This window comes from Dactylosporangium sp. NPDC048998, assembly GCF_043197855.1.
In the GTDB taxonomy this organism is placed as follows: domain Bacteria; phylum Actinomycetota; class Actinomycetes; order Mycobacteriales; family Micromonosporaceae; genus Dactylosporangium.
In genome coordinates this window covers 221,299-229,072 of sequence record NZ_JBICTV010000012.1, presented here as the reverse complement: position 1 = coordinate 229,072, position 7,774 = coordinate 221,299, and the positions used below count along the sequence as shown (strand labels likewise).

The 7,774-nt window shown below is 67.3% G+C and carries 8 protein-coding genes and 1 pseudogene; 4 read left to right on the top strand and 5 right to left on the bottom strand.

Annotation, left to right across the window (positions count from 1 at the left end):
• Nucleotides 1-338: pseudogene (locus tag ACGFI8_RS26865) on the bottom strand (hypothetical protein); the annotation flags it as partial.
• A gap of 429 nt (nucleotides 339-767) precedes the next feature.
• On the opposite strand from ACGFI8_RS26865, the gene ACGFI8_RS26860 reads away from it, so the two are divergent.
• The 4 genes from ACGFI8_RS26860 (at nucleotide 768) to ACGFI8_RS26845 (ending at nucleotide 4,676) form a co-directional block, all read left to right on the top strand.
• Entirely contained in the window at nucleotides 768-2,051 is a 1,284-nt protein-coding gene (locus tag ACGFI8_RS26860; RefSeq protein ID WP_392808972.1) for an ABC transporter substrate-binding protein, read from the top strand.
• Between the two features lie 67 nt (nucleotides 2,052-2,118).
• Nucleotides 2,119-2,997 (top strand): carbohydrate ABC transporter permease, encoded by an 879-nt coding sequence (locus tag ACGFI8_RS26855; RefSeq protein ID WP_392808971.1) that lies wholly within the window; start codon nucleotides 2,119-2,121, stop codon nucleotides 2,995-2,997.
• A 38-nt stretch (nucleotides 2,998-3,035) separates the two neighbouring features.
• Nucleotides 3,036-3,866, top strand: coding sequence for a carbohydrate ABC transporter permease (locus ACGFI8_RS26850; RefSeq protein ID WP_392808969.1), 831 nt, complete (start codon nucleotides 3,036-3,038; stop codon nucleotides 3,864-3,866).
• A gap of 9 nt (nucleotides 3,867-3,875) precedes the next feature.
• Nucleotides 3,876-4,676, top strand: coding sequence for an IclR family transcriptional regulator (locus ACGFI8_RS26845; protein ID WP_392808966.1), 801 nt, complete (start codon nucleotides 3,876-3,878; stop codon nucleotides 4,674-4,676).
• Nucleotides 4,677-4,679: 3 nt separating this feature from the next.
• On the opposite strand, the gene ACGFI8_RS26840 is transcribed toward ACGFI8_RS26845, so the two are convergent.
• The 4 genes from ACGFI8_RS26840 to ACGFI8_RS26825 form a co-directional block, all read right to left on the bottom strand.
• Nucleotides 4,680-5,447 carry an SDR family NAD(P)-dependent oxidoreductase gene (locus tag ACGFI8_RS26840; RefSeq protein ID WP_392808965.1) on the bottom strand — a complete coding sequence of 256 codons (768 nt, stop codon included), beginning with the start codon at nucleotides 5,445-5,447 and terminating at the stop codon, nucleotides 4,680-4,682.
• The gene (locus tag ACGFI8_RS26835) at nucleotides 5,444-6,706 is read right to left on the bottom strand and encodes a hypothetical protein (RefSeq protein ID WP_392808964.1); all 1,263 of its coding nucleotides are present in this window, start codon (nucleotides 6,704-6,706) and stop codon (nucleotides 5,444-5,446) included. Before ACGFI8_RS26835 ends, ACGFI8_RS26840 begins: the two co-directional genes overlap by 4 nt.
• Nucleotides 6,699-6,827, bottom strand: a complete 129-nt coding sequence (locus ACGFI8_RS26830) for a hypothetical protein (protein ID WP_392808962.1) — start codon at nucleotides 6,825-6,827, stop codon at nucleotides 6,699-6,701. The genes ACGFI8_RS26835 and ACGFI8_RS26830 overlap by 8 nt, the downstream gene beginning before the upstream one ends.
• A gap of 153 nt (nucleotides 6,828-6,980) precedes the next feature.
• Nucleotides 6,981-7,748, bottom strand: a complete 768-nt coding sequence (locus ACGFI8_RS26825) for an IclR family transcriptional regulator (protein WP_392808961.1) — start codon at nucleotides 7,746-7,748, stop codon at nucleotides 6,981-6,983.
• Between the last annotated feature and the right edge of the window lie 26 nt (nucleotides 7,749-7,774).

Sequence of the window (7,774 nt, the reverse complement as noted above, 5' to 3'; positions counted from 1 at the left end):
GTGCTGTCGGTGGTGATGTGGTCGGGGTAGACCATCTCGCGGTACCAGCCGGCGCCCATCACGACGTTGACGCCGGTGGCCGCGCTGATCCGGCGTAGCGCCTCCGGGTCGCGCTTGAGCCCGATGTTCGTCGGGTCGCAGATCGTCCCGCCACCGGCCGCGGCGAACCGCCGGACCTCCTCCACGGCGATCTCCTCGTCGTCGAGGATCGCCTCGTACAGCTGGCGCAGTCCCCACCCGTCGACCATCAGATGGTCGTGGGTGAGGGTGTTACCCATCGCCTCCGGCTCGATGGGCCCGAGGACGGTCATGACCTTCCCGGTGAAGCTCCCGGTCATTTCACACTCCCTGCAGCGAGGCCGAGCGGTACGGAGGGAATGGTCGGGCCCGCCGCGAGCGCGCCGCGCACCAGGCTCCGACGGGAGATCGACGTGCGGGTGGAGAACAAACCCGGGCTCGGGCGCCGCTCATCCATGTGACCCTTCCGGTCAGCCAGATGGTTCATATACATGAAACCAAGTTCTGGATTGAGCATTAGTACCAGGTCAGGGGAGGCGCAAGCAAGAGGCGGCCTGATCGAGGTGGAGTCGGGCGGGTCCCGGGAGCCCGGGTGACGGTTCGGATAACGACTCGGTCACGGTGGCTTGATGGATGTCTCCGCCAGCCCCATGCTTACCACGTTCCTGAACTGACGGTCACATATATGAACCAGGAGGCTCCAGGTGGTACAGTCGCTGAATCGCCGTCGTTTCCTTCACCTCGCTGGGATGGCGGCCGCAGTATCCGCGGGTGCGCCGCTGCTGGCGGCTTGCTCGTCCGGCTCGGGCTCGCCGAAGGCCTGGGACAAGAAGCTCTCCTTCATCGGCTGGGACTACCAGCCGGACACCATCAAGAAGTTCCTGTCGGACTGGGGAAGCGCGCACGACACCCAGGTCGAGCTGAGCATCATCCCGAGCCTCGGGTATTCACCGGCGTTGCAGTCCCGGTTACGTGGCGGCTCGCAGGTGGATGTCTTCTACAACTTCGCCTACAACACCCAGAAGTTCGTCGCGCAGAAGTGGGCACAGGACCTGCGGGGGCTGCCCGGCGTGGACGAGATGGTCGCCGACATGTTCCCGTCGGCAAAGGGCCGGTACGTGACGAGCAAGGGCGCAGTCGTCAGCGTCCCGTACTTCTCCGCCGTGGATGTGTTGCACTACAACAAGTCGCTGCTCGCCAAGGCTGGCATCGCGGCTCCGCCGGCCACGCTGGAGGAGTACTACACGCAGAGCAAGACGTTGAAGGCGAACGGCGTGCAGACGCCGTTCATGGGCTTCTGGAACAAGGACGTGCTGGAGCACTACCTCAACACGTACCTGTTGGCAGCCGGCATCACTCCCTTCGACGACAAGGGGGAGCCCGCCTTCGCGGACGACCCGAAGACCACCACCGTCTTTGACTGGTGGCAGACCATGTACCAGGAGGGGCTGGTGCAGAAGTCGGCACTGACCGACGATCCTGGAAAGATCATCAACAACATGGCCACCGGCAGCGGCGCCTTCTGGATCGCCGACCACTATGTGCTACGCGACATCCATGTGGCCAAGGCACCCGAGTCGGACAACGTGGTGCTGACCCGGGTGGTCGGCGACAGCGGCAAGACCCTGCAGTTCGGCGAGGTCGTCCAGATGGGCGGCAAGACCGAAGGCGCCGCCCGCGAGGCGGCCTGGAAGCTGATGAAGTACTACGGCTGGAAGGACGAGTCCGGCAACTTCACCGTCTTCCGCGCTTGGGCGAAGGCGGCCTGCCTGCTCGCGCCCTACCCGGCAGTGTTCAAGGACGCTGAGGTCCGCGCCGCCTTCCCGGACTACATGAACCTTGATCTGATCCAGGACATCTTCGAGAAGTCCTCGGACAACGTGCCGGTGCGTACCGAGCCTTGGTTCCCCGCGTTCACCACGCAGTGCGGGGACATCCTGCAGAAGCTGATCCTTGGCCAAGCGGACGCGAAGGCCACCGTCAAGGCGCTGACCGATGCGGTACGCAGCGCCAAGTCCGGCGGGGCCATCTAGTCAGATGACTGTGCTGACTCGGGAGCGCCGGTCGAGGGTACGGCCGGCCAAACCTCGACTTTCGCCGATGAGTCGCGCCGCTCGGCGGTTCGGCTTGGCGCTGGCGATGCCGTCCATCGCGCTGGTGCTGCTGCTCATCCTGGTACCGGCCGCGCTGACCATCGACCAGAGCCTGCGCGACGTACCCGCCGACGGCTCGGGTTGGGGAGAGTTTGTCGGGCTGGCCAACTACCAGCGGGTGTTGGCCAGCCCGGTGCTCTGGCGTTCGCTGCTGCTGACGCTGGCCTTCGCCGGCATCTTCATCGTGCTGTCCACCGTGATCGGGCTCGGTACCGCCCTGCTGCTCAACGAGTCCTTCCCCGGCCGGTGGTTTGTCCGCTCGCTGGTGGTGATCCCGTGGGCCTGCCCGTGGATGATCGTCGGGATCATCTGGAAGTGGTTCCTGGACGGCAGCATCGGCGAACTGAACGGCGTGCTGCTCCGCACGCATCTCATCAGCGGATACAGCGATTTCCTGGCCTCGCCCAAGTGGGCGCTGGTGGCCACGGTGCTGGCGGCCACCTGGCGGCAGTCCTCGATGGTCGCCCTGCTGTTCCTCGCTGGGTTGCAGACCCTGCCGCCCGACCTGCACGCGACCGCCGCGGTGGACGGCGCCGGTGTGTTCACCCGCTTCCGGCACATCACCATCCCGTGGCTGCGGCCGGTGCTGGCGGTCGTCACTGTTCTCAACATCATTTATGGACTGATGCAGTTCGACCTGGTATTCACCATGACCCAGGGCGGCCCGGGCGACGCCACCACGCTGATGAGCATCCTCATTTACCGCCAGATGTTTCTCTACACGAACCTGGGCGTGGGGTCGGCCATCGCCACCGTACTGGCGTTGGTCGCCCTCGGTGGTGGGCTGGCCGCGGTGAAGCTGCTGTACCGGACAGTGGAGGTCTGATGCGCCCGCGTGGACTTCGTCGCGTCATCCGGTACGCGGTGATCTACAGTGCCGCCATCGCGTTCACGCTCTGGATCCTGTTCCCGCTGTGGTTCACCGTGCTGAGCAGCCTCACCAGTCCCGGCGCCATCGGAAAGATCCCCGCACCGCTGTGGCCGGCATCGCCGACCCTGGACAACTTCAAGGAGGTCTTCGGGCTCGCCGGGGACGACACCGCGAGCGCCACCAGCAAGCTGAGCCGGGTGGTGGTCGGCATGGGGCACAGCCTGATGGTGAGCACGGTGCTGGTCGCCATTGACCTGGTCATCGCCGGCGCGGCGGCCTATGCCATCTCGCGGTTCCCGTTCCGCGGTTCGCGGACGTTCTTCGGTTTTGTCGTCATCTCACGAGTGGTACCCGGGATCGCCATCATCGGCCCGTTCTTCGTCGCCTTCCGGGTCACCAATGTGCTGGACCATCCGCTGCTGGCGCTGGTGATCAGCTACAACGTGTTCACCTTGCCGCTCGCGATCATGTTGCTGAAGAACTACTTCGACCAGGTACCGCGGGAGATCGAGGAAGCCGCGGCCGTCGACGGCGCCTCCAACCTGCGTACCCTGCTGGTCATCATCGCGCCGCTGGCGGTGCCCGGGGCGGTGGCCACCGGCGTGCTCGTCTTCATGGAGGCGTGGAGTGAGCTGTTCTTCGCGTTGACACTGACCAGTGATTACACCACCCCGCCAATCTTGGCTGGATTCCAGAGCCTGCAACACTTCAACTGGACGGTATTGGCGGCGGCGACGGTGGTGACATTGATCCCGCCAGTGGTCATCACCATGGTGTTCCAGCGCTATGTGGTGACGGCGCTGACCCAAGGCAGCGGCAAGTAGAGTGGTGGCGTGACTGTAGTCCAGCAAGCCACGGGCGCTACGGAGGCGACCGGCTCCATCAAGTCCGCCGAACGAGTCATGGACCTGCTCGACCTGCTGTCGCAGCACCGCGACGGACTGACGTTCGTCGCCATCCGGACCGCTCTTGGGCTGCCGAAGAGTAGTCTGCACGGGTTGTTGCGGGCGATGACCGATCGAGGCTATCTGAGTCTCGACCCGCAGGCCCGGGTGTACCGGGTCGGCATCAGGGTCTGGGAGTCCGGGCACGCCTTCCAGTTCGGACATCACCTGTCCCGGGTGGCGTTGCCGCATCTGGCCGCGCTGCGCGACGAGGTTGACGAGACCGTGCAGATGGCTGTGCTCGACGGACTGGAGAACGTCTACCTCGCCAAACAGGAGTCGGCGCAGCCGCTGCGGCTGGTGTCCGATGTCGGGCGCCGGCTGCCCGCGCACAGCACGGCGCTGGGCAAGATGCTGCTCGCGATGCTGCCCGAGGAGGAGTTCGACAGGCGCCTCGACGGGGCCACCCTGACCCGCTTCACCGACCAGACCGTCGCGGACGTGCCGGCCCTGCGCAAGGAGATGGCCGAGGTCCGGCTCCGTGGGTATGCCGAGGATCTCGGTGAGTACACCGCCGGGCTCTACTGCGTGGCGGCTGCGGTGTTCGACGCTCGCGGCACCGCGGTGGCCGCGATCAGTTGTTCGGTTCCGGTCGTCCGGCTCACCGATGGTACGAAGAAGCAACGCCAGTTCCTGGAACCCTTGCAGCGCACGGCCGCGGCCATCTCGCGAGACCTGGGTGCCCGCTGAGCGCTACCAGTTGACGGGCAATGGTGCCTGGATGCCGTCCTCGATGTACCGGAACTGTCCGTTGTGGACGGCCGCAGGCTCGTCGACGAGGCGTCGCAGGAGGTCCACCACCCTCGACGGCGGGTCGCCGCCAGCCGCCTCGATCCGCGATACCAACTCCCGCAGCGGCTGCCCATCCGGGCCGAGCCGGTCGGCACGCGCGCCGATGTGCTCCCAGATCTCGGTCCACACGTCGCCGGGGTGGATCGCGATCGCTGCGACCTCCGTACCAGCGACCTGCTCGGCCACGCACCGCGTGTAGAAGTTGAGTGCCACCTTGGTGGTGGCGTACGCGGCGACCAGTCCGGCGGGCGGATGCAGGGCCTGCGCGGAGGAGACGTTGACGATCCGGCCCCAGCCGGTCCGGATCATGTGCGGCAGGAAGGCCTCGGTCATCGCGACCGGCCCGAGCAGGTTGACGTCGACAGTCTGCCGCCACTCGGCGAGGTCGGTCTCGCCAGCCGGTGCGATCGGGCCGCAGACGCCGGCCGCGTTCACCAGCACCAGGCGGTCCCCGGGTCGCAGGGCGGTCGCGTCGTACGCCGTCCGGGCAGTCGCCGGGTCAGCCATGTCGGCGGCGACCGCGACAGTTAGGTCCGGATACCGATCGACCAGCGTGGCGAGCCGGTGAGCGCGCCTGGCCACCAGGGTTACCCGGTAACCCCGTGCCAGCAGATCCTCGGCGAGCGCGGCGCCAACTCCGCTGGACGCCCCGGTGACGACTGCCTTCATATTGCCTCTCTCGGATTGGTCCGGCCTGCGGGGACGGTCGTGCCCGGACCGTCCCCGGTCGGCGGCCACGACGCGATGAGTGCGGCCACCCGGTTCACCCAGCCGAGGCTGCCGGCTGGTGCCAGGCCCCAGTTGTACAGCCCGATCCGGTCGATCCCGGCGTCGGCGCAATGCTCCACAATGGACATCAAATTGTCCACTGTGGACGTTTGATGTGGCAGGAACGTCTGCACCACCTGTACGTTTGCTGCCGGTACGAGTCCGGTCACGTAGTCGATCTCGCGGGCGACTCCGGCCGGGTCGGGCGCGTAGGCGAGCAGGGTCAGCCCGTCGCAGACGCGGCTCAGTGCCTCGATATCGTGCCCCTCCTGCCAGGTCATCGGGGCCGGCTGCCCGAACCCGGCGACCGCGGCCACCGTCGCCACTCCGCTCGGGCGCAGCCGCGTGGTGATCCGCTCGAAGAGTCCGGTGACGACCGTGTTGCGCATGCGGACCCAGGCGTACAGGTCGGGCCGGCGTACCAGAGCCGCCGCCACCTCCTGTCCCTCGTCGGCGGTACGGGCGGCGGCAAGTGGCCCGTTCCACGACGTGGCCAGCGTTTCCGCCACCCAGTCGGCGAGGGCGGTGCCGTCCACGCCGATTCGTTCGCCCTCGACCAGGCAGGCCGAGCAGAAGCACAGCGATCGCAGCAACCGGCCCACCGGATCCAGCCGTACGGCGGAGAGCTGGTGCGGATGGCCGTGCCCGGCCATCGGGTAGGCGAGGCTCTCCAGCATCAGCGTGTCGAAGTACCCGGTTTCGCCGAGCGCGGCACACAGTTCAACGGCGTACCGGGCGACCTCGGGCTGGCTCGGGCACAGCCCGTGCGCCCAGTTGTCGCCGAAGCAGTTGCGCCCGGCCAGGTCCGGGTGCCGTTGAGCCAGGTCAGAATGGTGGAGCACGACCGTCCAGCCGGTGAGCCCAATCCCCGCGGCGGCGGCGGCCTTCGCCAACCGGGGGAAGACATCGCAGCCCGCGAGCGCGCCGAGCCGCGGTGTGAGGAGACCGAACCGGCCGGTGTTGATCGGGGTGTGCACCACGTTCGGTTCGATGAGCAGGTTGACCCTCTTGCGGCGGCGGGGGCGCAGCACCTCGGCGGAGTGGTACGCGGTGGCCACGGCGATCCGGCGTACTCCGCGCCCGGCCAACTCGGCCACCAAGGATTCCGGTTCTTCGTCCAACACGTCCCACGGATAGACGAACATGGTCAGCTCAGCCACGGGCAACGACCCTTTGTTCGCCATGGCCGGCCGCGCTGCGGTACAGCGCCTCGGTGATCGCGTCGCGTGCCATCTGTTCGGCGAGCGCCCGGTCGGGCCGGCTGACCACGACCAGTTTCACGTCGTCGCGAGCGGCCAGGGTCGGGAGGTGGACGCTACGCGACCAGGCTCCTGCGCTCAGTACTCCGACTCGGACGGCCATGGCTCTCCAAGTTCTTCAGCATGAACTGGTGTTCAGTATCATGGCCGTTTTACTCGATCGGTGCCGGGCCGGTCAAGGCCCGGCGGGCAGTGCGGTGGCGATTTGGGCCGCGGCGGCGCGCAGGGCCGGCAGGTACCGCTGGGCCCGCTCGGGCCCGGTGCCGGCCCGGGCTACCGGGATCGAGCAGCTGATCGCGGCGGGCGCCGCTCCGGCCGCGGTGCGTACGGGCACCGCCACGCAGTACAGGCCGACCATGTATTCGCCGTCGTCTTCTCCGTACCCCCGGGTTCGCACCAGCGCGAGTCGGCGCAGCAACTCGGACTTGTCGCTGATCGTCGCTTCGGTGAAGCGTTGCAGTCGCACCCCGGCGAGGCGGGCCCGTACCTGGTGTCCCGGCAGACCGGCGAGGAGGACCTTGCCGAGCGCGGTCGTGTGCGCGGGCAGGCGCAACCCGACGTCCGAGACCAGCCGCAGGGGTTGCGCCGACTCCTCCTTGGCGATGTAGACATTGTCCAGTCCGTCCAGGGTCGCCATCTGGATCGTCTCGTCCAACTCGTCACGCAGTACCCGCAGGATCGGCCGGGCCGCCGTGACGAGGTCCTGCGTCCGCGAGTAGGCCTGGCCTACCTCCCAGGCCCGGATTCCGACGCGGTAGCTGCGCGTGCGCGGCTCCAGTGCCAGGTAGCTGTGCTCGGTCATCACTTGCAGCAGCCCGTGCAGGCTGCTCTTGGGCAGGTCGAGCCGGGCGCGGATATCAGCAGCGGCTAATCCTTCCCGATGTCCGGCGACCAGATGCAGGATCCGCAGCACTCGCTCGGCCGACTTGATTGAGCCCTCCATGACCAGGCAATCTATCAACGGGGTCC

Excerpts from the sequence above, each read along its gene's own strand:
- ACGFI8_RS26825 (WP_392808961.1), bottom strand. The coding sequence starts at position 7,748 with ATGGAGGGCTCAATCAAGTCGGCCGAGCGAGTGCTGCGGATCCTGCAT.
- ACGFI8_RS26840 (WP_392808965.1), bottom strand. The coding sequence starts at position 5,447 with ATGAAGGCAGTCGTCACCGGGGCGTCCAGCGGAGTTGGCGCCGCGCTC.
- ACGFI8_RS26860 (WP_392808972.1), top strand. The coding sequence starts at position 768 with ATGGCGGCCGCAGTATCCGCGGGTGCGCCGCTGCTGGCGGCTTGCTCG.
- ACGFI8_RS26855 (WP_392808971.1), top strand. The coding sequence starts at position 2,119 with ATGAGTCGCGCCGCTCGGCGGTTCGGCTTGGCGCTGGCGATGCCGTCC.